This window comes from Bradyrhizobium lupini (assembly GCF_040939785.1).
Classification (GTDB): domain Bacteria; phylum Pseudomonadota; class Alphaproteobacteria; order Rhizobiales; family Xanthobacteraceae; genus Bradyrhizobium; species Bradyrhizobium canariense_D.
The window spans coordinates 6,105,386-6,128,335 of record NZ_CP162553.1 but is presented as its reverse complement, the minus strand read 5'-3'; the positions used below and the strand labels follow the sequence as shown (position 1 = coordinate 6,128,335).

The window sequence follows — 22,950 nt, the reverse complement described above, 5'->3', positions numbered from 1 at the left end:
GTCTTGCGCGGCGTATTCTCGGCGTGATCTCGCGAACTACCTCAGTGAGGTTTCTGCAAGACGCTATGCGACTTCCTCGCGATCGCCAGGATGCGCTCGGCTTCGCGCAACATTGCCGGCTCCAAGACATGGCCGGCTAGAACCGGCGCGCTACGGCCGGCGGTATCGCAGGCAGCGACGACAGAACGTGCGTGGCTCACGGCGTCCGGCGAGGGCGTGAAGACGGTGTTAATGACGGCGAGTTGCTCGGCGTGAAGTGCTGCCTTTCCTGTCATGCCGAGTTTGCGGCTCGCCATCGCTTCCTGTCTGAGCCCGGCCTCGTCCGCTTTGAAGTAGGGCACGTCGATAGCAGCAAGGCCGGTGCTGGCCGCCGCCGCCACGAACTTGGATCGCGCATACAGCAGGTTTTCCCATGTGCCTTCCACGCCGAGGTCGGCAGCGAGATCGCCGCCACCCAAGAACAGGCCGCAAACACGCTCATGGGCATCGGCCATAAGCTCGGCAACGAACACCGCCCGGGCGAGTTCGACCATGGGGATGATGCCGATCGTGGAGCCATCCAGGATATCGACCACGACACGGATTTCGTCCGCCGATTGACACTTGGGAAGTATGACTGCATCGGGCTGGCTGCCGGCTTCGAGCAGGGCCAGCAGGTCACGCAGCCCGATCGCAGAGCGCGGACTGTTGACGCGAAGGATGCGCATGAAATCGGCTGCAGGCGGTTCACGAAAGAAGGCCAGCGCCGCGTCTTGCGCGTGGCGCTTGTCGTCAGGAGCGACGGTCGACTCGAGATCGACGATGATAGCATCGCCCCCGAACGCCCGGGTGCTGGCAAAACGCTCGGGCCTGGAGCCTGGCGTGAGCAGGAAACTTCGGCATGCACGAAGGCGGCTGCGGAGCGAAACAGTCGGCCGGCGGGCGCCATTCCCCGACTGTATTTCAATGCGGGAGCCGGAATTCACTTCATCGATGTTCGCCATTATCGTCCGCCTTTCGTCGCCAGGATGAGCAACTCTCCCGCGGGGAGACTTCACTCGATTATTGATGCAACGGAGGTAAGCAGACCGCGTGGCGGCACCATTAAATAGACCTTAAGGTGACTAAACTTTCCTTCATAGCTTGGGACGCGTTGAAGCGGCATTTGCTGCGCTCGATGCGCATCCCCGCTTTCGGTGGCGAATGAAAACGCGCTGATGTGCACGTGCACGTTGGCAGTTGTTTCGCGCCACCGCGACCGCGCTACAGATTCGGGTGATGTGCAGAAGACTGTGGAGCGCTTCGGCACGTGCCGCCCGACCACACGAGCAGCACGCGTATTCGCGCGTGTCGATCAGCTGACCTTGGCCGCGTCTCCACCGGTAACTGCAAATTCGCTGCCGGTTACCAGCGCAGCGGCGTCGGATGCCAGGAAGACCGCTACCGGCGAGATGTCTTCGGGCTGCAGCCATCCCACCTGAAGCGGCACAGTCGGAGCGCGAGCGTCCCAGGTTTCCTGCGCGGTCGGGTGCGCCGGGGGTTGGCGGTTAGATTGTGCCATTGCCGCCCGGAACCGCTGCTCATTGTAGGTCAAAGGCGTGCCGACCAGTCCCGGCAAGATTGCATTGACGGTGACGTTGTGCCGACCGAGCTCCAGGGCCGCCGATTTCATCAGCCCCAAGATGCCCCATTTTGACGCGGAATAGCTTGCCCCATCCATCGTGCCCATTCTGCCTTGCATCGAAGAGAGCAGAATGATGCGACCCTGATTGCGGGCGACCAGCTTGGGTCCAAAGGCGCGAACGGTATTCGCAGTCCCATTGAGATTATTCTCGATCTGGTCGCGCCAGTCCATGTCGTCCATTTCCATCAGCGGTTTCCACCCCTGAATGGCGGCATTGGCGACAACGATGTCGATCTTTCCGTGTTCACGCTCCACTTTCTCGGCAACTGCTCGCAAAGCCTTCATGTCACGAATGTCCGCTTTGACTGCGGTGGCGCGCCGGCCATATTTCTCGATCTCCGATACTGTCCCGGCGAGTTGAGCCTCCGTGGCCGGAATTGCATCGGCAGTGGGGCTGACCGGTCCTGCAATGTCGAGGGCAACGATATCAGCACCGTTGGCAGCGAATTCGATGGCAATCGCACGGCCAATTCCGCGGGCCGCACCGGTCACCACCGCGATCTTGCCGACCAGCGCCGAGCCGCGCCCTGGCAGGATCGGCCCGGCGGTTCTTCCGGCAGGAGGTTTCGGATAGGGCCCGCTGACCGGCTCGGCTACCGATGCATGCTTTACTGGCTCAGCTGCTGCAACGCCGCCTGATAGCGCCAACCCGGTTGCTGCCAGCCCCGCGCCGACCAGCACCGCGCGCCGTCGAACACCATTGCCGTTAGGTTGGAATTCATCGCGAGTATTCTCGCTCATCGCAAAGCTCCTTTAGCTTAGCCGTCATTTCTCTTGGTTACCGATCCGGCGATCTCCTTCAGTGGCGCGTTGTGCAGGCTGCTCGCCTTTGCTCCACAGCGGGATTTGCTCGAATTCACTTCATGTGCATCGCGTTCATTGCGGTTGGACGATTCGCAGCATCGGGCTTTGGCCTCGATGGCGGCAACGGCTTGTCGCTTGCCTGCGAAGCTTCCCCGGTGGCGCGGCGCATGATTGATATCTCCTGCTGCTGTTGCGCGATGATGTTCTGCGCCAGCCGCCGAAGGTCTTCGTTGTGACCGTATTTCAGCTCGGCGCGCGCCATATCAATCGCGCCTTGATGGTGAGGAATCATCATTGCAGCAAAGTCACGGTCCACGTCACCAGTTGGTTTGACAAGCATCGCTCTGGTCATGTCACTCATCGCCAGGTCATTGTCGACCATGAATTGCTGCTCGCTGCGACCGGCGCTGCCTGTGCCAGGGTTCGCGCTTGTTGAATTCTGTGCCCACGAAGGCGAAGCTGCAGCCGTTAGCAGCATCGTGCAGAGCAAGATTGTGCGCGAGGAAAGTGCCATGTTGACCTCCAAAGGGATGACCCGTTGCCCAGCCGGACTGATGAAATGCCAGGCTCTCGATTTCTCGAAGTCGGCGCACCAGATGGCGCATTCAACTAAATTTGGATTTAGGTTTGATGAGCGGGGCTCCAGTCGGACGCAGAGCTACCGAGCGCTCAATTCAAATTGATGCTTAAAGTTTTTGCTTGGGGCGAGTGCGCCACCTCCCTACTTCGCTCCTGTCATTAACCCGCTCGGTGCACGGCACTTACGGCTCTTTCATCGCGGCGTCATCGCGCTCCAACCCGGCAAGAGGCTTGGCGATCGGAGCGCAAGGCAGGAATTGTACGATGGCAACGACTTCCTTGAACGTGAACGGTAAAGTCGCTTCAATAACCGTCGACGATCCTGATACTCCCCTGCTTTACGTGTTGAGAAATGAGCTTGGTCTGCATGGACCGCGCTTCGGTTGCGGCCTCGGCCAATGCGGCGCCTGCACCGTCCACGTCGATGGAACGGCAGTTCGGTCCTGCGTTACACCGCTGTCCGCAGTGTCCGGCCGCATCGTGACGCTCGAAGGCCTCGGCACGGCCAGCAATCCCCATCCGCTGCAAAGCGCGTTCATCGAAGAGCAGGCAGTCCAGTGCGGCTACTGCATCAACGGCATGATCATGCAGTCGGCGGACCTTTTGGCGCGCAATCCGAAACCGAGCGAGCAAGACATCAAGACAGAACTGGCGAGCAATCTTTGCCGTTGCGGAACGCATCTGCGGATTCTGCGCGCGGTCATGCGCGCTGCGGCAAGCTCGTAAGGAGACACGCCATGGACGAGATGATCAATCGGCGCAAGCTGTTGCAGGCAGGTGGCGCGCTCATTGTGGCCTTCAGCCTACCGATGGCACGCGCCGCTACGCCCGCCGCCGGAAGATCCCTGTCGACCGATCGGGTCGACGGCTTCCTTGCTGTCGCACACGACGGAACAGTGACGGTCTATTCCGGAAAGGTCGATCTCGGCACCGGCGTGCGGACCGCATTGACCCAGATCGTCGCGGAGGAGCTTGACGTCTCCATCAATCAGATCACGCTCATCGAAGGCGACACCGCGCTCACGCCGGACCAGGGCACGACCAGCGGAAGCTTTTCGATTCAGAACGGCGGCATGCAGCTGCGCCGCGCTGCGGCCACGGCGCGTCGAGCCCTCCTGCGCCGCGCGGCCGCGCAGATGGATCGCGACATTTCCACGCTTTCGATCCGAAACGGTGTCGTCACTGCCGCAGGCGGCGAACGGCTGCCGATTGGGAGTCTCGTTGAACCGACGAGCCTTGCTCTCGACATCGAAAAGGACGCGCCGCAGAAGGCGCCTGGCGATTACACCGTCGTCGGCAAGCCGGTGCGCCGCCTGGATATTCCGGACAAGGTGGATGGCCGCTTCACTTTCGTGCAGGATTTCACAATCCCCGGGATGCTGCACGGCCGAGTGGTGCGTCCATCGGGGTTCGGTGCGACACTCGTCTCCTATGACGAGTCTTCAATCGCCGACATACCTGGAATTATGAAGATCGTCCGCATCAGCAACTTTCTTGGCGTCGTCGCCAAAAGCGAATGGAGCGCAATCAAGGCCGCGCAACAGCTGAAGGTGACCTGGTCGAGCTGGAGTGACCTCCCGGACCAGAGCAAGATCTGGGAGCACGTACGCAATACGCGTGTCGTGCATGACGAGGTCACCAGCCGCCTCGGCAGCTCGCGTGCGGTCCTTGGTGCCGTGCCACGCAAGCTTCGGTCGACCTATGATTTCGCGATCCACACCCACGGCTCGATCGGCCCGTCCTGTGCCGTGGCGACCTTTACCGATGGCAAGCTCACCTGCTGGACCGCCTCGCAGGCGACACACGATTTGCGCAAGCAACTGGCTGCGATGCTGGCATTATCCGACGCGGACGTTCGCTGCGTCTATGTCGAGGGCGCGGGCTGCTATGGCCGCAATGGGCACGAGGACGCCGCGGCCGACGCGGCGCTGCTGGCGCGTGCGGTCGGCACGCCGGTCAGGGTGCAATGGATGCGCGCGGACGAGCACGGCTGGGATCCCAAGGGACCGCCGACACTACTCGACATGCGAGCCGGGGTCGATCCGCAGGGAAATCTGGCGGCGTGGGAATCCGAACTGTTCGTGCCTGACGGATCGGCGACCTTTGTGCCGCTCACCGGCGCTGACCTTGCCGGGCTCAACAGTCTCGGCAAGCTCAGCCCTGGCGGCGTGCTCAACGATCTCTCGATTCCGTATGACATTCCAAACGTCACGACCACCGCCCACCGATTGCAGTCGACACCCCTGCGACCTGCCTGGATCCGCTCGCCCGGGCGCCTGCAAAATACCTTTGCCAACGAATCCTTCCTTGACGAGATTGCGGCGAGCGTTGGCGCGGATCCACTTGACATTCGGCTTCAACATCTCGCGGACGCGCGCGGCAAGGAACTGCTGGAGCGACTGGCTAAGCTCAGCAAATGGCGTGAGCGACGAAAACCGGATCGCAATGCCGAGGTCGTCACGGGACGCGGGCTTGCCTATGTGAAATACGAGCTGATGCGCACCTATGTCGGCGCCGTCGCCGATGTGGAAATCAACCGCAAGTCTGGCGCCGTTGCGGTGAAACGCTTCTACGTGGCGCATGATTGCGGCCAGATCATCAACCCTGACGGACTGCGCAATCAGATCGAGGGCTGCGTTGTCCAAACCGTGAGCCGAATCCTGAAGGAGGAAGTGACCTTCGATCGCTCCATGGTCACCAGCCTTGATTGGGCCAGCTATCCTATTCTGACCTTCCCTGAGATCCCAGAGGTCGTGATCGATCTGATCGATCGCCCGCAAGAGGTCCCCTGGGGCGGCGGGGAGCCTACCTGCGCCGTCGTCCCTTCGGCCATTGCCGGGGCCGTGTTCGAAGCTACTGGCGTACGCCTGCGCTCGGTGCCGTTCACGCCGCCCAAAGTGTTGGCGGCCCTCCGCGCCAGCTGAACACGCCACAGCGCGCTTGTGAGTTCGCCAACGTCCGCCCTGACCAGAGTGGCGAGCCTCACCTGAAAGCCTCTGCGAGACACGAGCGGCCTCGTCCATGCAGGCGCGCGCCATAAAGTCGAATTTACAAGACTAAACTGGATTTAATGAAGCTCGGCTTCGTGCTAGGGCTATGTGATTATTGTACAATTTCGCAACAGACGGTCAGCCTTGTCTGTGGCGATTGGGCAGGCTCCTGCCATGCGAGCGGCCGTGGTGCAAAGGAAGTCGCAATGCCGAAGGTGCTGCTGATCGAGGATCACGACGAGACCGCCCAGCAGATCGCGGCTGAACTCGCCGGCCGTGGATATGAGGTCGACCGGGCGGCGACGGGCATTGAGGGACTCGACAAAGCGCGCGCAGGCGGGTCCGATGTCATGATCGTCGACCGTCTGCTTCCCGGAATCGACGGCTTGACCATCATCGAGGTTGCCAGGCAGGAGCAGGTGCGCACCCCCGTTCTGGTCTTGAGCGCCCTCGGAGCGGTGGATGACAGAATTCGTGGGTTGCGGGCCGGCGGTGACGACTATCTGACCAAACCATTTGCGATCCTGGAGCTGATTGCGAGGATTGAGGCCCTGCTGCGAAGGCCTGGTGAAAGCCGCGACACCGTGCTGCGGGTCGGACCACTTGAAGTCGATCTGCTGGAGCGTACCGCCGCGCGCGGGGGTCGCCCGCTTGATCTTTTGCCGCGCGAGTTCCGGCTGCTCGAATACATGATGCGCCGGGTCGACCAACTGCTCACCCGAGCGATGCTGTTTGAAGAAGTCTGGAACTACAAGTTCGTGCCGCAGAGCAATCTCGTCGACGTGCATATGGGCCGGCTCCGCCGCAAGGTCGATCCGGCCGGCCAGCCGCCGATGATCCTCAATATCCGGGGGGAAGGATTTATGTTGCGTGCCCCTTCCTAAGATTATTCGAACGAGAGCCTTCCGATCGACCATTCTTCGCGGGACCATGGTCGCAATCGGCGCGTTCGCGATCTGCGTCTTCCTGATCATAGCCTTCATCTACTGGCCGACTTCCAGATACGTGACCGCGAGTGTCGATCGACTGATTATCGATCGCGCAAATACGTTCTCCAGCCTTCCTCCACAGCAGCGGCACCAAGCCCTCCAGCAACACCTCGACGGGGATCCGCGGCGGGTGAAGCTCGGCGGCCTCTTCGACGCACATGGAAACCGTGTGATCGGAAACATTGAAAGTCTGCCGCGCAACCTACAGCCAGACACCCCACCACAGCCGCTTTCAGTGGTGCGGATCGACGCCGCCGGCCGCGAGCAACAGTTGGCGCGCGTTGTCGCACGCAAGCTTGATGATGGAGCGATCCTCCTCATCGGCCGGAACACCGACGAGCTGTCTGAAATCGGCAGCACGATAGAGCGAGCAGTCGCATGGGGGCTTATTCCGGCGCTGTGCCTTGGTTCGCTGTTTGGAGCATTCCTGAGCATCAGGACGCAACAACGGCTCGACCAGTACAACCGGCAGATCCAACGCATCGTGGCGGGCGAATTGCGCGAACGCTTGCCGGAACAAGGTGGGGCTCCCTTCACCGAGCTGGCGCGGCTTATCAATGCAATGCTGGATGAAACGGAGGAGCTTCTGCGTAGTGTTGCCGGAGTGGGCGACGACATCGCTCACGACCTGCGAACGCCGCTCACGAATGTGCGGATGACCCTGGAGAGCGGACGGCACAAAGCGAAGACTCTTGACGAGCTGAAGGAGGCTGTCGATCGCGCCATCGGCGGGCTCGACCAATCATTAACGATGGTCACTGCCCTGCTCCGCATCACCGAAATCGAGCATAGTCGGCGTTTGGAGGGGTTCCGGGAGGTCGACCTGGCGGAGTTGGTACGCGACGTTGGAGAGCTCTACGAGCCTATGGCCAAAGATAAAGGCGTAATGCTAGTCGTAGAAGCCAAAGAGAAGATGGTGGTTCAGGGCGATCGCGACCTGCTGTTCGAGGCCATTGCAAATCTCGTCGACAATGCCGTGAAATTCACGCCGGAATGCGGGCATATCGAGCTCAAGCTCTGCTGCATCGGAGAAAAGAGCATCGTGCACGTCAGCGACACCGGGCGCGGAATCGCACCGAGCGAGCGTGACCTCGTCACCAGACGCTTCTATCGATCCGACAAAAGCCGCGGAGAGCCTGGGCTTGGATTGGGTCTGAGCCTGGTGGTTGCGATCGCAAAATTGCACGGAGTTCAGTTCGGGCTGTCGCCAGCGCCAACCGGACGGGGTTGCGTTGCGGAGATCGTCTTCGAGCGCGTTCCACCGCAAGTCAGCTGAGAGCATCGCGACGCGTCTGTACGAGCAGATCTGCCCAGGCGCCTGGCGATAGCCGGCCCTAAATTCAAGTTTAACTTTGCCGCAGAGAATTTAGTGGCCCCAATCCGCCGGCCGCGTACTTTTACTCGTACCTAAGGCGCCTGGAAGCCGACGCGTCGAACCGCTCCTATCGGTTCAACGGAACTTTCGTTGGTTCAGACGGCGCTTTGCAAATCGATGATCAGGAGATGCCGATGCGGCGACGATTGTTCGTGGCAGCGCTTGCGCTGCTTTGCGCCAGCGCAGCCAGCGACGCGCAAACGACCACCGGCCCCTCAGCAATGGGTGCGACTTCCCCGATGGGCACACTGGGCTCCAACGGAACGAGTAGCAGCTTTACTGGCGCCGGCGTCCCGCTTGGGGCAACCGAAATCGATTCCGGCGGTCTAGGTCCGACAATCGGCGCGTCCTGCAATGCGACTGGCTCGACGGGCGCAATGGGCACGTCGCTGACATCTTCTACGGGTGCAACGAGCAGCGCTTCATCCTCGTCATCGACCTTCGACGGCGGCGGCATGACACCGAATTCAAGCTGCGCCACGACATCAAGCAGCACAGCCTCTTCAAGCCAGCCTGCGGCTTCGACGGCGGGCGTGGTTGGCAGCACGATCCCGCTGGGTGCAACGGAGGCCGATACCAGCGGCGAAAGCCCGATGACAACGGTACCTCTACCTAACACTTCGGGCGTTGCGTACGGCACTAACATGTCGACCGCGACGTCATGCACGTCCGCCTCCATCGCCTCCACGGTGACCGGTGCTACCGGCACGAACACCTTTTCATCTTCATCAGGCTGCTGATTGCTTCGGGGAGCGTTGCATGCGCAAACTATGGCTCATTATTCTCGCTGGCGTGGTCGTTGCCGGAGGAGCTGCATTGGCCGCTCGGCAAATCCGCCCGTCCAAACCAAACATGGTAAGCGTTGCGCCGGACTCGGTGCCGGTCGTGGCGGGAACGGTGGTTCGTCACGACGTGCCGATCTACCGGCGTGGCGTAGGCACGGTGATTGCCTATAACAACGTCATCGTGCGCAGCCAGATCACCGGCCAGCTCATCAAGATCGCCTTCACGCAGGGACAGACCGTCAAAAAAGGCGATCTCCTCGCCGAGATCGACCCGCGCCCTTATCAAGCGCAGCTCGATCAGGCGATCGCCAATCGCGATCGCGATCAGGCGCAAGTCAACAATGCACAGGCCAATCTGAACCGGTACGTGCCGCTGGCCAAGAACGGTTGGGCAAGCACGCAGCTCGTCGATACCACGAAGGCCCAATTGGCCCAGCTTCAGGCGATGGTGAAGTCCGATGAGGGCGTCATCGAGCAAGCGAAGACGAACTTGAGCTATACGCAGCTGACATCTCCAATCGACGGCGTGACCGGCCTTCGCCAGGTCGATATCGGCAACATCATCCATCCGACCGATACAGCTGGCCTAGTGGATGTGACCCAGATCCAGCCAATCTCATTGCTGTTCTCGCTTCCCCAGACCGACTTTGTGGAGATCAATCGGGAGATGGCCAAGGGACCATTGAAGGTGCTCGCCTACAGTCAGGATGACAAGACCCAGCTCGACGAGGGCAAGCTCGATCTGCTGGACAACCAGATCGTCCAGACCACCGGCACGATCAAGCTACGGGCGAGCTTTCCTAATGCGAAACGGATGCTTTGGCCGGGCGAACTCATCAATGCGCGGCTCTTTCTCGAAACCCGCCACAACGGGTTGACCATTGCCGCCTCAGCCATTCAGCAGGGACCACACGGGCCCTTCGTCTGGATGATCGGCGCAGACGAAACCGTGACGACGCGGCCAGTGAGGGTCGCCGAGATCAGCGATGGCAGCGCGCTGATCGATTCAGGGCTTCAGGCCAACGAGAAGATTGTGGTCGATGGGCAATACAGGCTTCAGCCTGGTACCCGCGTGCAGGAGCTCCAGGGCAGCGCAGCGCAGGAAGCAGATCTCCAGAACTCCGTCGAGCAGGAAATCCCATGAACATATCCGCGACGTTCATTCACCGGCCGATCGCGACGGTGCTGCTGATGGCCGGGCTGTTGCTCGGCGGACTGGTCACCTATCGCCTACTTCCCGTCGCCTCCCTGCCGAACGTCAACTTCCCGACGATCTCGGTGACCGCGAGGCTGCCTGGCGCCGATCCGCAGACCATGGCCTCGTCGGTTGCGACACCCCTTGAGCAGCAATTTTCGCAGATCCCCGGTTTGACGCAGCTGACCTCTGCGAATGCACTCGGCTACACCCAGCTCACCGTGCAATTTGATCTCAGCCGCGATATCGACAGCGCGGCGACCGACGTTCTCGCCGCGATCAATGCGGCGACGCCATATTTGCCGACAGGAATTCCCTACCCTCCGACCATCCGCAAGGTAAACCCTGCGGACACGCCGATCCTGGTGCTCGGCTTGACCTCCAACACCTTGCCGCTCACGACGGTGGACGCCTTTACCGAAAACATCCTGGTGCCGAAACTCTCCCAGATCTCCGGCGTCGGCCTGATCGGTATTGGCGGGCAGCAAAAGCCGGCGATCCGCGTCCAGGTCGATCCGCAGGCACTTGCCAATCGCGGCATCGGCCTGGAAGACGTTCGCAACGTGCTGATGCAGGCCAATGTTGATCAGCCGAAGGGGACGCTGAACAGTCCGCACCAGACATTCACGCTGGGTACCAACGATCAACTGCTCAAGCCGGACGCCTACAAGAACCTGATCGTCGCGTACCGCAACGGCGCACCGGTGCACGTCAGCGACGTCGGCAACGTCATCGAAGCATCCGAGAACAACCAGATCGGCGCTTTCGTCAACAAACAACCGGCGATCATCCTGGCCATTCAACGCCAGCCCGGCGCCAACGTCATCCAGACCGTCGACCTGATCAAGTCCCAGCTGCCTCAGCTACAGGCCGCGCTGCCGCCGGGCATCAAGCTCGATATTCTGTCCGACCGCACTCAGACGATTCGCGCCTCCGTTTCCGACGTGCAGTTCACGCTGCTCTTGACGGTCGCACTTGTGGTGATGGTCATTTTCGTCTTCCTGCGCAATTTCTGGGCCACGGTAATACCCGCCATCACCGTACCGCTATCGCTGATCGGCACCTTCGCCGCCCTCTATGCGCTAGGATACAGCCTGGACAATCTCTCGCTGATGGCACTGTCGATTGCGATCGGCTTTGTGGTGGACGATGCGGTCGTGGTGATCGAGAACATCGTCCGCCATCTTGAAGCCGGATTGAGTCCGATGGAGGCGGCTTTGAGAGGTTCGCGCGAAATCGGTTTCACGATCATCTCGATCACGCTGTCGCTGATCGCGGTCTTTATCCCGCTGTTCCTGATGGGCGGCTACGTTGGAAAGCTGTTCCAGGAATTCGCGATCACGGTGAGCGTGTCGCTGATCCTCTCGCTCGTGATCTCGCTGACACTGACCCCAATGATGTGCTCACGCCTGCTCAAGCATGACACGGGCAATCATGGATGGCTCTACCGGCAGTCCGAACGCGCCTTTGACGGGCTGCTTGCGCTCTATGAACGTGGACTGAAGCTGGCGCTACGCCACCGCTTCATCACACTGATGACGATGTTCCTGGCCATCGCCGTAACCGGCTATCTGTACGTCGTCATTCCAAAGGGCTTCTTTCCGCAGCAGGACACCGGCCTGATCGTCGGGGTCGCCGAAGCCGCACAGGATATCTCCTACCCCGCAATGAGCCAGCGCATGCATGCCGTCATCGCCAAGGTGGTCGAGGATCCCGCGGTCCTGTCCGTGGGCTCCGCGATCGGCGCCGGTGGCGGGGTGGCCACGGTCAATCAGGGACGCGTCTTCATTACGCTCAAGCCGCGCGAGCAGCGCGACGCCAGTGCAGACGGAGTGATCAACCGGCTCCGAACCAGGCTCGCCTCGGTGGAGGGCATCACGCTTTACATGCAAGCCGCCCAGGACATCACGGTCGGTGCGCGGCTGGCCAAGACCCAGTTTCAATATACGCTGACCGATTCCGACCAGAACGAGCTCAATCACTGGTCGGCCATCTTCCTGGACAAGCTGAAGAGCATTCCAGAAATTGCCGACGTGACGACCGACCAGGAGAACGCCGGGCCGCGCCTTGATGTTGCCGTTAACCGGGAGGTCGCGTCAAGCTTCGGGATTCCCCTTCGGCCATCGACAATACGCTCGACGACGCCTTTGGCCAGCGCATCGTCTCCACCATCTTCACGTCGCTCAACCAGTATCACGTCGTATTGGAAGTCCTTCCGCGCTTCCAAACCAGCCCAATCGTGCTGCAGCAGATCTATCTCAACTCTTCCAACGGACAACAAGTCCCGCTGAGCACGCTCACCAAAAGCACCGTCACCGCCGCGCCGATCGTCATCAACCATCAGGGAATGTTCCCCTCGACCACGATCTCGTTTAACCTGAAACCGGGGGTGGCGCTGGGCACCGCGGTTGCCGCGATCCAGCAGTTCGAGCGCACGAGCGGCAAGCCGCTCTCGCTCGCCACCACCTTCCAAGGCAACGCGAACGCATTCCAGGCAGCGCTTTCCGGCGAGCTAGTGCTGGTCCTCGCGGCGCTGATCGTCATCTACATCATCCTCGGCGTGCTGTACGAAAGCTTTATTCATCCCATCACCATCCTCTCCACCCTGCCCTCCGCCGGCATCGGCGCGTTGCTTCTCCTCATCGTCGTGCATATGGATCTTAGCGTGATCGCGATCATTGGGATCATTCTGCTGATTGGCATCGTCAAGAAGAACGGCATCATGCTGGTCGACTTCGCCCTCGAGGTGGAGCGCAATGAAGGGCTGACATCCGAGCAATCGATCTACCAGGCCTGCGTGCTCCGCTTCAGACCTATTCTGATGACGACCATGGCAGCGCTTTTGGGCGGGGTGCCGCTGATGCTGGGCACCGGTACCGGATCCGAGATACGACAGCCGCTCGGATACACGATCGTCGGTGGGTTGATACTTTCGCAACTGCTGACGCTGTTCACCACGCCTGTGGTCTACCTCTATCTTGATCGCCTGCAGCAGACGTTCCGGGGCCGGCCCGCGCCGTCGCAGGAAGCTGCGTCACGGTCCACCACGGCTTGAGATTCCCGCCACCAACCTGCGCGCTCGATCTCACACTCGGTCGCGCTCCAATCAGCGCGGCCTTGACTTTGGCTGCTCGAGTGGTCCCGGTTCAGCTAACAGCAGACTTAAACACAGGAACTGCCCTTTGTTGGCGCGTCAGCAGCTCTTTCCATGAGATTGCTGGGCTCAATCATCGGAGCTACATCATGAGGACTGCAACGTAGCCGTCGCGCAAACCAGTTTGAAAAGGCTACGATCCACGATTACATTCTTCGATCTTGGTCCCCGGCCAACATCGGAACGACGGGGCCACAAGGTCGCGTTCTCCCGCGTCAGGGCACGAAATCAGCAATCTCGCAACCGAGACAGCCGGTGAAAGCTGAAGTAGTAGCTCACCTGATCGACGTGACGTCTCGCGAGGTGATTGAGATGCATTGCCGAGTGAGTGGCGACTTCTCGCTGAAGAGGCCCGTCAACCGGGAGGACGACACACGGATTGGCAATCAATGCTGGCGGACCTATCGCCCAACGCCGAGATGATTCTGGCCGGGGGGCGCGAAGCAGCACGGAACTCTGGCGCACTTCGCGCGGCACTGGATGCGGTGACAACGCGGGAGCGGCGGGTCTTTAAAAGCAAGGCAGCTGAGCGACAAGCTCCCTGCGCTCGATGAATTGGCGCCCAAATTCTCGATTTCCAGCGAGCGCGTGCGGCAGATCGAGACTAGCGCCTTTGTAAAGGTCAAGCGGACTGCAAAAGGCGTTCGACGGCGGATTCGGAGCTGCGTTCACTAGGTCAGATTTCGAACTTTAAAAAGAACCAGCATAGGCGTCCCATAATAGGACTTACCTATCCCCAGTACCTCATGGTGGTCGTGCTCCGCTTAAAGGATGACCGCACAGTTAAAGCAATGGGTGACGTGCTTTTTCTCGAATCAATCACATTAACCCCGATCTTGAAGCGGCTCGAAGGCATCGGCCACATCGCCCGCGCGCGTCATCCCGAGGACGAGCAGCAGGTCCGCGTGCGCTTGACGGATCGGGGGCTCGCGCCGCATCCCGAGGCGGCGATTATCGTAGCCTGTGCCGGAGAGGCCCTCGGGATGTCCGAGAGTGAACTCGTCAGGTCCACTGAGTATCTGCCAGCCGCGACCGGCTGCCGGACTACCGGCAGAATATCGATCCCGATTCTCAGATCGGATGACGAGCGAGTAGCGAAGCGCCGCTAAATTTGGATTTAGTGCAGGAAACGCGAGTTTAGTGGCCTGAGTTTTTCGGCGGCCTATTGTGTCCCCATATCTGCAGTAGCCAAGAAGAAATCAGATGGATCGATATCAGCTGGACGGGACCTCCGGAATCCTGAGCTTCCCTCCAACCGCCGGCGACAGAGGTCGGCAACTTCGAATGAATGGCGAAAGCCTCCCTCTTTTGCTCCAGGAGGCCAATCACCGAATTCGTAATCTGCTGACCATGGTCGAAGCGATACTTGGACAGACGCGATCACGGACCGTTCACGATTATCGCGAGAAGGTGATGGCCCGAATTTCCGGCTTGAGCGAGTTTTATGAAGTGATGTCCCGATCAGAGATAGCGAAAGTTGGGCTCGCTGAATTGCTGGAGCAGACGATGCGTCCCTGTTACGCACGCGGTCAGGTCGTTGTCGGAGGACCCGATGTGGAAATTGGATCAAAGTTGGCACTTTGGCTGCACTTGGTCATTCATGAGCTCGCCACCAACGCTAGGAAATACGGGGCGCTGAGTTCAACAGCCGGGACTGTCAACCTCACCTGGGAGATCCAGCAAGCACTCGGCGCCCCCGGTAAGCTCGCCCTTGTCTGGTACGAGGATGGCGGGCCGGAGGTGAAGCAGCCCAAGCGCAGCGGTTTCGGTTCGCGCCTGATTACGAAGGCTCTCGATCATTACGGTGAAGTGCAACTCCACTTCCGGCCGGCGGGGGTTGCTTGTTCCATGCTTATCGACCTGGATCGAGATGTGAACACGTAGCGAAGCGAGCCGGTGGCACGCGCATAGCACAGGTGGATCTTAGGCCAGAGAATATCGACGGCCGGGCCGCGGCGGATGTGGCCTGCGGCATGCTCGCAATCCTCAATCAGAGGTTCGATGCGGCGCATCTCGAGCAGGCCCAGCGCCACTGTGCCAAGGCGATCGACGAGCTTGCTGGAAAGGGGCTGATCAATCCCCAGCAGATCGCCGAGGCGATCAGTGACCAGGCGACCGAGGATTCGAGTTTTACCTGCGATGTCGGCCTGCCAACCAGGTGGGCCGCACGCTATCTCGCGAAGAACGGCAAACGCTGGCGCAGCTGCTGACGCTGTTCACCACGCCTTGGTCTACCTCTATCTTGATCGCCTGCAGCAGAGTTCCGGGGCCGGCCCGCGCCGGCGCAGGAGGCTGCGTCAAGCTCCACCGCGGCTTGAGATTCCCGCCACCAACCTGCGCCGAGCGCGCACTCGGTCGGCCCCAGTTCAGCTAACAGCGAATTTAAACACCGGAATTGCCTTTTAATAGCGCATCGGTAGGTCGTTCCTTAATCCATAGATGCTGGGCTCAATCATCGGAGCTGCATCATGCAGGACTGCAACGTAGCCGTCGCGCAAACCAGTTTGAAAACCACGGCGATCAATCGGACGGAGTCATCCCCGTTTGGACGGTACGCTGGCGCCATCCGCCGTTTCGAAATGCTTGAACACGAGCAAGAGCAGCAGCTTGCGCGCCGCTGGCAAGAGCTGGGCGATCAAGCCGCTGCCGACGCCCTCGTGACTAGCCATCTTCGGCTCGCCGCGAGCGTGGCGAAGCGCTATCGCGGATATGGTCTCCCGCTCGCTGACATCATCTCCGAAGCCAATCTCGGTCTGGTGATGGCCGCAACACGTTACGAGCCGGGTCGCGGCTCACGTTTCTCGACCTACGCGCTCTGGTGGATCAAGGCTACGATTCACGATTACATTCTTCGATCCTGGTCACTGGTCAAGATCGGAACGACGGCTGCCCAGAAGAAGCTGTTCTTCTGTCTCAGGCGCGAAATGAGGAAGCTTGCCAGCGAGACGTCCAGCCTCACGCCGGAGGTGGCCGATGCCATCGCTAAGCGGCTGGAGGTTTCGCCTCGCGACGTTCTGGAGATGGACCGCCGACTGAATGGCGACCTGTCGCTAAACAGGCTGGTTAGCGAAGATAGCGAGACGGCGGACTGGCAGTCGAGGCTGGTCGACCCATCGCTGACGGCGGAGGCGCTCCTGGCCGAACATGATGAATCTGAGCAGCAAGCACGCGCGCTGCGCGCCGCAGTGGATACTCTTACGTCACGCGAACGACGCGTGTTCGAGGCGCGCCGGCTAAACGACCGCCCTGCCACGCTTGAAGTCCTGGCGTGCGAACTGTCGATCTCTAGCGAGCGCGTCCGGCAAATCGAAACCTGCGCCTTTGAAAAGGTCAAGCGGGCCGCCAGGAGGAACCTCAGGCCGGACAGGTCGGCATCGAATTCCGAGCCGGAGGAGCGCAATAAACAGATGGAAGCGGCATAGAGCTTCCTTCGACAACGGCGGCGGGCCTATCACCGCCGGTTCGGGGTTGCGCGGGACCGTAAAGCTCGCCGGAGCGCCTTGGACGCAACACGAGTGAGGCCGATAATGCGACGTTCGTAATCGCACGCTGGAGAGCGGGGCGATCGCCTGACGCTTCATTTCTCCGGTACCCACGCTGTCTCGGGCGTTCTGGATGTCATTCTGGAGACCGGAATATGGCCGCGTCCCGGAGATCCACAGAGGGATCATGATGACGTTTCCACGCGGTTGTCCGGATCCGCGCAGTCGCCCGGAGTCAAGAGAGGCTTGAGCGATCGAGTGCGGGTGATTCGACCCTGTGCAGAAGGTCCCGCAGCCGCACGGGCCGCAAGTCTGCTCAAACGTGTCGCAATCGATCGAACGATCGATCTGGAATGTTCCTGCCGGTCCTATTTCTCGTCGGGAGAGCAGTGTCGGACGGCATTGGGCTGACCGAATGATGGATCAGCCCAATGCTGCTTGGAAGCCAACGTTGGCACGCGCGGCTTATCGACTCAAAACGGCTGAGGCTCGCAAGGGACATTGTCGCCCGTCCACGGCGCCGTCGCAAATGCGCCCACGCGGGGGGCAGGAACGCACACACGCCCATCAACGTCACGCTCGGCCGTGGAGGCAGCCGCCGCCACATGCCGCTGGGCTACGTAGTGCTCGCGAGCCATGGCGGGCGTCGCAAGCATCGCGGTCGCGATCAGTCCGGCCGACAACAGCTTGATTTTGGTCATCGAACTACTCCTATGAAGGGTGAAGCCAAACCATTTGGCTTTCACCCACACAGGTCGGAGTCGATGCCGGGATTCGAAATGCAATATTCGCTCACGGACGTTCAACGCGCTGTGAGTTACTGCCCAAGGGAAGCAAGCTCCCGGTTGACGGTCAATCTACACACAACGAATCGTTACTCTGCGCTTGCGGCTCCTTTCCTACTTCTCTGTATGAAAGGACTTTCGTCATGAAGAAGATCTGTGTTCTCCTAGTCGCCCCCTTTCTCGGTCTTATAACCAACCCGACATTCGCCCATGGGGGAATGGGCTCGCATCAGACGCTCAGGACAGGCGGCGTCTTCGGCTCCAGCGCAGCTACACCCGGGACCAACTCGTTGGGTACAGCGCTGTCGTCGGACGCCGTGAGCAACGGCCATCGCATGAACGGCTCTTTGCTGGGGACCAATCCCGCCATCGACCGTGAAGAGGCGAAGGTGGATACGATGATTAATTCCATTTGTCGGGCTGTTGACTCCGGCGAAGCTCCGACTGGTTTTTCCGAACCAACTGACTCGATGCTGCGAGCACAGGCTTAACGAGCACTGATAGCATTGCACAGCCGACGTTCTGCGCGTCGGCTTGCAAAAATGTGGCCAGCTGCGAACGCGCATTCACAGGATAGCGCCATAGCTCGTCGCCACGCCTTTCGCGCTGCGTTCAAAAGCCTCAGGGGACAACGGCGCAATCTCTCGACGCCTCAACAGTCGCAAACCTCTGGGCCATGGTGGCCGAGCCAATTGAAGCCGCCGCACAGCTTGTAAACTCGAATTTAGTCGGCCTAAAAGCCAATTTAATAACTCCGCGCGCCAGCCTCGCTATCTTCTTGGACAGAACTTTGGGCGATTCTGCGAGCGGCGGTGGCTGCCCTCCAGGTTCGTCCTCACTTTTCCAGAGGAGGCGTTAATGCCGACCAAAACAGTCGCCGACCAGTTCGTGGAAACCCTCGCGGCTGCGGGACTCAAACGCATCTATGGCGTGGTCGGCGATAGTCTCAACGGCCTCACCGACGCTATTCGCCGCCATGGGAAGATCGATTGGATTCACGTCAGGCACGAGGAAGTGGCGGCCTTTGCCGCCGGCGCCGACGCGCATCTGACGGGCGAACTCGCTGTGTGCGCGGGCAGTTGCGGACCCGGCAATCTTCACCTCATCAATGGACTATTCGATTGCCACCGCTCGCGCGTGCCCGTTCTTGCGATCGCTGCACACATTCCCTCACCTGAAATCGGCAGCGGGTACTTTCAGGAGACGCACCCGCAAGAGCTGTTTCGGGAATGCAGCCACTACTGCGAGCTCGTGTCCGGATCCCACCAGATGCCGCGCGCCTTGGAGACCGCGATCCGGGAGGCGGTCGGCAAGCGCGGCGCGTCAGTCCTCGTCATTCCGGGGGACGTCGCCTTGCAGGTCGCTGCAGTGGCGCCACCGCCGAAGCGCGCAATGTTGCTACCACCTGTTCCGGTCGTCACACCCGCTCCCGCCGATCTCGATCGGCTGGCGAAATTGCTCAACGACGCGAGCCGCGTGACGATCTTGTGCGGCTCAGGATGCGCGGGCGCCCATGACGAGCTGCTCGCCCTCGGTGAACTGCTCCAAGCACCAATGGTGCACGCCTTGCGCGGCAAGGAGCATGTTGAATGGAGCAATCCCTATGACGTTGGAATGACAGGGCTGATCGGCTTTTCTTCCGGCTATTACGCCATGCGCGATTGCGATGTCCTGTTGATGCTGGGGACCGACTTTCCTTACAGGCAGTTCTATCCGGAGGCGGGCGGTGCGCGCATTGCGCAGGTGGATTTGCGGCCCGAGAATATCAGCCGCCGGGCCTCGGTCGATGTCGGAGTCGTTGGCGGCGTGAGCGAGACGCTTGCGGCGTTGCTGCCATTGCTCACGCAGAAGACCGACGCTGCGCATCTCGTGCAAGCCCAGCGACACTACGCCAAGGCGCGCAAGGGGCTTGACGAGCTTGCCGTCGGCAGGCCGGGCGGCGGATTGATCCACCCTCAGCAGGTCGCGAAAGCGATCAGCGACCAGGCAGCCGAAGATGCGGTATTCACCTGCGATGTCGGTCTGCCGACAGTGTGGGCCGCCCGCTATCTCGAGATGAACGGCAAGCGCTGGCTACTCGGATCATTCTGGCACGGTTCCATGGCCAACGCGATGGCGCAAGCCCTCGGTGCGCAAGCGGCGTGTCCGGGTCGGCAAGTGATCTCGCTCTCTGGCGACGGCGGCTTCACGATGCTGATGGGAGATTTCCTTACCCTCGTTCAGCAGCGCCTTCCGGTGAAGGTCGTCGTGTTCAACAACAGTGCATTGGGCTTCATCGAGCTCGAGCAGAAGTCGACAGGAATTCTTGACTATGGAACCGAGCTCAAGAATCCGAACTTCGCAGCGATGGCCGAAGCCGTCGGGATTCGCGGCATTCGCCTCGAAGACCCCGCCGAGGTCGATGATGGAATCGCTGCGGCGCTCGCGCACGACGGGCCAGTTCTCATCGATGCGGTTGTGAACCGAACCGAGCTCGCGATGCCGCCGTCGATCACGCTGGAGATGGCGAAGGGCTTTACCCTTTACATGATCAAGGCCGTGATCAGCGGACGCAGCGACGAGGTCGTGGACCTCGCCCGGTCCAATCTTTGGCGCTGAGGGAGGCAGCAATGGAACTCACAGCGCTGCTTCTGTCGCGCCTTCAGTTCGCTTTCACCATCTCCTTCCACATTATTTTTCCATCGTTCACGATCGGTCTTGCAGCGTGGCTCACGATTCTCGAGGCATTGCACATCGCGACCGGACGTCCCGCCTACCGCGCGCTCTTCGAGTTCTGGCTCAAGATCTTTGGCGTTGCCTTCGGTCTCGGCGTCGTCTCCGGAATTGTGATGGCGTTTCAGTTTGGCACCAACTGGAGCGAGCTCTCCCGGATGTCGGGGCCGATTCAGGGGCCGCTACTCTCCTACGAGAGCTTTACCGCCTTCGCACTAGAAGCGAGCTTCTTTGGAATTCTACTGTTCGGCCGGTCGCGCGTTCCGCCGTGGTTTTATCTTTTCTGCACTGCCATGGTGGCCCTGGGCACGACGCTCTCAGCCTTCTGGATCATGGTCAACAACAGCTGGATGCAGGTGCCGGTGGGCTACGCCATGCAAAACGGCGTCTTTATTCCGGTCGATTGGTTCAAGATCATTTTCAGCCCGGTGGTTTGGGTGCGTTTCCCACACATGTTGCTCGCCGCCTATCTCACCGGCGCGTTCTGCGTGGCTGCCAGGGGAGCGTGGTACGTGCTGAGACGGATCTACACCCCGGAAGCCCGTATCATGCTTCGGATGGGCCTGTATCTAGCTGCCGTGCTGCTTCCCATTCAACTGCTGTTTGGCCATCTCGTCGGCGATTACGCGCATGACGACCAGCCGGCGAAGTTCGCGGCGATCGAGGGCCGTTGGCACGACGAGCAGCCCGCGGGCGAGGTTCTGTTCGCTCTGCCTGATGCGGCCTCGCAGACCAATCGGTACGAAATCAAGATTCCGATTCTCGGCAGCTTGATCGGCAGCATGAGCTTTGATGCCAGGGAAGTCGGCCTGACCAGCTTTCGGCCTCAGGACCGGCCACCGGTACTCATTCCCTTCTTCGCGTTCCGCATCATGGTAGGCTGCGGCCTCTTGATGTTGGCGCTAGGCTGGCTCGGCTCCTACCGGTGCTGGATGCGCCGGATTCACCGCAATCCGCTCCTGCTCTGGTCGATCTTTCTGAGCTTTCCTCTGCCTTTCATCGCGACGCTGACCGGCTGGTTCACGGCGGAGGTCGGACGCCAGCCCTGGACCATCTACGGGCTGCTCCGCACCGCTGATGCAATGACACCCTTTTTGACGACTCGTACGGCCGCGATTTCGCTCCTGGTGTACTGCGCACTCTATACCTTCATCTTCGTGTTCGGCATTTACTACATCTACCGCCTGCTGCGGACAGGCCCCGCAGGCAGCCTCGGGATGGCGACCTCCGGCATTCCCAATCGCCCGATGTCGGCGGCCGACCTTCAAGGCAACCCCGCCCTTCCGCTCACCGCAGGAGAATAGCGATGGTGATGTTCTGGGTCGCGGTATTGGCGATCAGCATCCTGCTTTACGTATTGCTGGACGGCTTTGATCTCGGCGTCGGCATTCTGTTCGGCATCACCCTGGTGAGGCGCCACGACGCGCGATGGTGAACGCGGTCGCGCCGATCTGGGACGGCAACGAGACTTGGCTGGTGAGCGCCGGCGTCGTGTTGTGGGGAGCGTTCCCGCTTGCGTATGCGACACTGATTTCGGCGTTCTATTTGCCGGTCTTGCTGATGCTGGCCGGACTGATCCTGCGCGGCGTCGCGTTCGAGTTTCGTGGTAAGGCAGCACGGATGCGGTGGATCTGGGACGCTGCATTCGCGGGCGGCTCCTTGGCCGCGGCATTCATGCAGGGCCTGATGGTGGGCGCACTGGTTGAGGGTCTTCCGATAGTCGGCGCGCGCTATGTCGGTGGAGCCTCCGGCTGGCTAAGTCCGTTTTCGGTGTTGTGCGGCGTTGGGCTCTGTCTTGGGTACGCACTGCTGGGCGCTTGCTGGCTGGTACGGAAGTGTGAGGCCGACGTTCGCGAGGCGTCTTATCGCTTCATTCCCTATTTGTCGGTGGCCCTGTTCGCCTTCCTGGCCATCGTATTTGGCTACGCCTTGGCGGAGGACCTTCCGGTAATGACGCGCTGGCTCGACCGACCTGCCCTGTTTGTCTTCCCGATAGCCGGCGCACTGGCCGCCATCATGCTCGCTACAAGCGTCCGACTTCGTCAGGATGCACTACCGTTTCCGATGGTGGCACTCATCTTCGTGGCCGCGTTCGGCACGCTCGCGATCTCGTTCTGGCCCTACATGATCCCGTTCGCCATCACCATCGATGAGGCCGCCGCGCCTCACGCGAGCCTCGCCTTCATGTTCTGGGGCGCCGGCCTGTTCGTCTTCCCGCTGATGCTGCTCTACACCGCGATCAACTACTTCGTATTTCGCGGCAAGATCGGTTCGACAGCTGAGCATTACTAAAGCGAGAGTTGGCATGCTCAAAGAGCTCGGCGCGGCTTCGGCGGTGACCGGCACTGGGGAGTTGATCAGCTTGGCACCTCAGCTGCGTATGCCACTACCAGCCAGATCATTAAACTGGAATATAATGGTTCTCTAGTCGAGGCGA

Annotated in this window: 18 protein-coding genes and 2 pseudogenes; 15 read left to right on the top strand and 5 right to left on the bottom strand. The window is 60.6% G+C overall.

Annotation, left to right across the window (positions count from 1 at the left end; translation table 11 throughout):
- Positions 1-41 precede the first annotated feature (41 nt).
- The 3 genes from AB3L03_RS29140 to AB3L03_RS29130 all read right to left on the bottom strand — a co-directional run bounded on the left by AB3L03_RS29140 (position 42) and on the right by AB3L03_RS29130 (position 2,981).
- Positions 42-983 (bottom strand): CoA ester lyase, encoded by a 942-nt coding sequence (locus AB3L03_RS29140; protein WP_368507453.1) that lies wholly within the window; start codon positions 981-983, stop codon positions 42-44.
- Between the two features lie 350 nt (positions 984-1,333).
- A complete protein-coding gene (locus AB3L03_RS29135; protein WP_368507452.1) occupies positions 1,334-2,404 on the bottom strand; it encodes an SDR family NAD(P)-dependent oxidoreductase in 1,071 nt (356 codons plus the stop codon).
- A gap of 115 nt (positions 2,405-2,519) precedes the next feature.
- Positions 2,520-2,981, bottom strand: coding sequence for a DUF305 domain-containing protein (locus AB3L03_RS29130; RefSeq protein ID WP_368507451.1), 462 nt, complete (start codon positions 2,979-2,981; stop codon positions 2,520-2,522).
- Positions 2,982-3,310: 329 nt separating this feature from the next.
- Between AB3L03_RS29130 and AB3L03_RS29125 the strand changes: the two genes are divergently transcribed.
- From AB3L03_RS29125 to AB3L03_RS29110, 4 genes are all read left to right on the top strand, one after another.
- Complete coding sequence (locus AB3L03_RS29125) at positions 3,311-3,772, top strand: (2Fe-2S)-binding protein (RefSeq protein ID WP_368507450.1); 462 nt, start codon at positions 3,311-3,313, stop codon at positions 3,770-3,772.
- Positions 3,773-3,783: 11 nt separating this feature from the next.
- A complete protein-coding gene (locus AB3L03_RS29120) occupies positions 3,784-5,970 on the top strand; it encodes a molybdopterin cofactor-binding domain-containing protein (RefSeq protein ID WP_368507449.1) in 2,187 nt (728 codons plus the stop codon).
- Between the two features lie 272 nt (positions 5,971-6,242).
- Positions 6,243-6,920, top strand: coding sequence for a response regulator transcription factor (locus AB3L03_RS29115; RefSeq protein ID WP_368507448.1), 678 nt, complete (start codon positions 6,243-6,245; stop codon positions 6,918-6,920).
- A 46-nt stretch (positions 6,921-6,966) separates the two neighbouring features.
- Positions 6,967-8,301: a sensor histidine kinase gene (locus AB3L03_RS29110; RefSeq protein WP_368507447.1), complete on the top strand. Its 1,335-nt coding sequence runs from the start codon at positions 6,967-6,969 to the stop codon at positions 8,299-8,301.
- 220 nt (positions 8,302-8,521) lie between these two features.
- On the opposite strand, the gene AB3L03_RS29105 is transcribed toward AB3L03_RS29110, so the two are convergent.
- A complete protein-coding gene (locus AB3L03_RS29105; protein ID WP_368507446.1) occupies positions 8,522-9,115 on the bottom strand; it encodes a hypothetical protein in 594 nt (197 codons plus the stop codon).
- A 44-nt stretch (positions 9,116-9,159) separates the two neighbouring features.
- Between AB3L03_RS29105 and AB3L03_RS29100 the strand changes: the two genes are divergently transcribed.
- The 7 genes and pseudogenes from AB3L03_RS29100 to rpoH all read left to right on the top strand — a co-directional run bounded on the left by AB3L03_RS29100 (position 9,160) and on the right by rpoH (position 16,956).
- A complete protein-coding gene (locus AB3L03_RS29100; protein WP_368507445.1) occupies positions 9,160-10,329 on the top strand; it encodes an efflux RND transporter periplasmic adaptor subunit in 1,170 nt (389 codons plus the stop codon).
- Positions 10,326-13,435, top strand: a pseudogene (locus tag AB3L03_RS29095) (multidrug efflux RND transporter permease subunit). Before AB3L03_RS29100 ends, AB3L03_RS29095 begins: the two are co-directional and overlap by 4 nt.
- A gap of 654 nt (positions 13,436-14,089) precedes the next feature.
- A complete protein-coding gene (locus tag AB3L03_RS29090; protein ID WP_368507444.1) occupies positions 14,090-14,209 on the top strand; it encodes a hypothetical protein in 120 nt (39 codons plus the stop codon).
- A 71-nt stretch (positions 14,210-14,280) separates the two neighbouring features.
- The gene (locus AB3L03_RS29085) at positions 14,281-14,643 is read left to right on the top strand and encodes a MarR family transcriptional regulator (protein ID WP_368507443.1); all 363 of its coding nucleotides are present in this window, start codon (positions 14,281-14,283) and stop codon (positions 14,641-14,643) included.
- A gap of 94 nt (positions 14,644-14,737) precedes the next feature.
- Entirely contained in the window at positions 14,738-15,418 is a 681-nt protein-coding gene (locus AB3L03_RS29080) for a sensor histidine kinase (RefSeq protein WP_368507442.1), read from the top strand.
- Between the two features lie 32 nt (positions 15,419-15,450).
- The gene (locus AB3L03_RS29075) at positions 15,451-15,744 is read left to right on the top strand and encodes a hypothetical protein (RefSeq protein ID WP_368507441.1); all 294 of its coding nucleotides are present in this window, start codon (positions 15,451-15,453) and stop codon (positions 15,742-15,744) included.
- Between the two features lie 258 nt (positions 15,745-16,002).
- A complete protein-coding gene (gene rpoH, locus AB3L03_RS29070) occupies positions 16,003-16,956 on the top strand; it encodes an RNA polymerase sigma factor RpoH (protein ID WP_368507440.1) in 954 nt (317 codons plus the stop codon).
- A 533-nt stretch (positions 16,957-17,489) separates the two neighbouring features.
- On the opposite strand, the gene AB3L03_RS29065 is transcribed toward rpoH, so the two are convergent.
- Positions 17,490-17,717 (bottom strand): hypothetical protein, encoded by a 228-nt coding sequence (locus tag AB3L03_RS29065; protein WP_085351486.1) that lies wholly within the window; start codon positions 17,715-17,717, stop codon positions 17,490-17,492.
- A 227-nt stretch (positions 17,718-17,944) separates the two neighbouring features.
- On the opposite strand from AB3L03_RS29065, the gene AB3L03_RS29060 reads away from it, so the two are divergent.
- From AB3L03_RS29060 to cydB, 4 genes and pseudogenes are all read left to right on the top strand, one after another.
- Positions 17,945-18,292: a hypothetical protein gene (locus tag AB3L03_RS29060; RefSeq protein WP_368507439.1), complete on the top strand. Its 348-nt coding sequence runs from the start codon at positions 17,945-17,947 to the stop codon at positions 18,290-18,292.
- Between the two features lie 367 nt (positions 18,293-18,659).
- Positions 18,660-20,399, top strand: coding sequence for a ubiquinone-dependent pyruvate dehydrogenase (gene poxB / locus AB3L03_RS29055; RefSeq protein WP_368507438.1), 1,740 nt, complete (start codon positions 18,660-18,662; stop codon positions 20,397-20,399).
- An 11-nt stretch (positions 20,400-20,410) separates the two neighbouring features.
- Positions 20,411-21,817, top strand: coding sequence for a cytochrome ubiquinol oxidase subunit I (locus AB3L03_RS29050; protein WP_368507437.1), 1,407 nt, complete (start codon positions 20,411-20,413; stop codon positions 21,815-21,817).
- Between the two features lie 2 nt (positions 21,818-21,819).
- A pseudogene (gene cydB, locus AB3L03_RS29045) lies at positions 21,820-22,805 on the top strand (cytochrome d ubiquinol oxidase subunit II).
- Positions 22,806-22,950 lie beyond the last annotated feature (145 nt).